Origin of the sequence: Staphylococcus sp. GDY8P72P (genome assembly GCF_016890655.1) — a bacterium.
Taxonomy (GTDB): Bacteria; Bacillota; Bacilli; order Staphylococcales; family Staphylococcaceae; genus Staphylococcus; species Staphylococcus arlettae.
This window is the reverse complement of record NZ_JAFEQJ010000046.1, coordinates 1-1,432: the sequence shown is the minus strand read 5'-3', so window position 1 is coordinate 1,432 and position 1,432 is coordinate 1. Positions and strand designations below refer to the sequence as shown.

The following is a 1,432-nucleotide window of genomic DNA, read 5'->3' as shown; positions in this document are numbered from 1 at the left end:
AGTCAAGTCCAGACTCCTGTGTAAAATGCTATACAATGTTTTTACCATTTCTACTTATCAAAATTGATGTATTTTCTTGAAGAATAAATCCATTCATCATGTAGGTCCATAAGAACGGCTCCAATTAAGCGATTGGCTGATGTTTGATTGGGGAAGATGCGAATAATCTTTTCTCTTCTGCGTACTTCTTGATTCAGTCGTTCAATTAGATTGGTACTCTTTAGTCGATTGTGGGAATTTCCTTGTACGGTATATTGAAAGGCGTCTTCGAATCCATCATCCAATGATGCGCAAGCTTTTGAATATTTTGGTTGATCGATATAATCATGAATCAATCGATTTTTAGCCTCACGCGCTAAGTTAATATCTGTGAACTTAAAAATTCCTTTAACAGCTTCTCTGAAAGATTTTGAATTTTTTTTAGGAATGGTGGTAAAGATATTTCTTAGGAAGTGAACTTGGCATCTTTGCCAACTTACGTTGGTGAAGGATTTTCTAATGGCAGAGACTAATCCTTTGTGCGCATCAGAAATAACGAGTTCCGTACCTTGTAAACCGCGTTCTTTTAGGTATTCAAAAAATGTTGTCCAGGTCTCTTCGCTTTCGCCACTTTGAATCATGAAGCCGATAATTTCACGGTCGCCATCTTTGGTTATTCCAATCGCTATATGACAGCTTTTTGAGAGTACTCGATTTTCTTCTCGTACTTTTATATAGAGTACATCGGTCATTAAGTAAGGATAATTTTTTTCTGATAATAAACGATTCTGCCACTCGTTAACCATAGGTTCTAGCTGTTCTGTTAAGCTAGAAACGAAGGACTTAGAGACGGATTTACCACAAAGTTCTTCCACAATTTTTGATACTTTACGAGTTGAAACGCCTGATACATACATTTCCAACATTGAAGCCATGAGGGCTTTTTCGTTTCGTTGATAACGTTCAAACACTGTGGGTGAAAAATGGCCATCACGTGTTCTGGGTACTTTTAATTCTAGCGTGCCTACACGTGTCGTAAAGCTGCGCTCATAATAGCCATTTCGTTGACTTTGTCGGTTTTCTGTTCGTTCATATTCTTTTGCTTGAATATATTCTGTTCGTTGATTTTCCATTAGTTGATTAAATACCGTTGTTAAAATATTTTTAGAAACGTCATCCTTTACAGAATATTCAATAATGCTTTGAATCTCTTCGCTTTTCAGTGTAAAATGTACTTGGGTCATGTAAAAGTCCTCCTGGGTATGTTTTTGTCGTTAAAAACATTGTACCGTAAAAGGACTGTTATATGGCCTTTTTACTTTTACACAATTATACGGACTTTAACCAAATAATGGCAAAAAAGTAGAAGAAAAAGACCAAGAAATTCGTGATCAAATTCAATCTACAAAAGATAGTATTGAGAATAGCAATGATGATACAAATTCAAAAATTG

The 1,432-nt window shown here is 35.5% G+C and carries 1 protein-coding gene; it reads right to left on the bottom strand.

The annotated features are described in order from the left end of the window. Positions 1–50 precede the first annotated feature (50 nt). Entirely contained in the window at positions 51–1,223 is a 1,173-nt protein-coding gene (locus JVU85_RS13740; protein WP_000195429.1) for an IS256-like element IS256 family transposase, read from the bottom strand. Between the last annotated feature and the right edge of the window lie 209 nt (positions 1,224–1,432).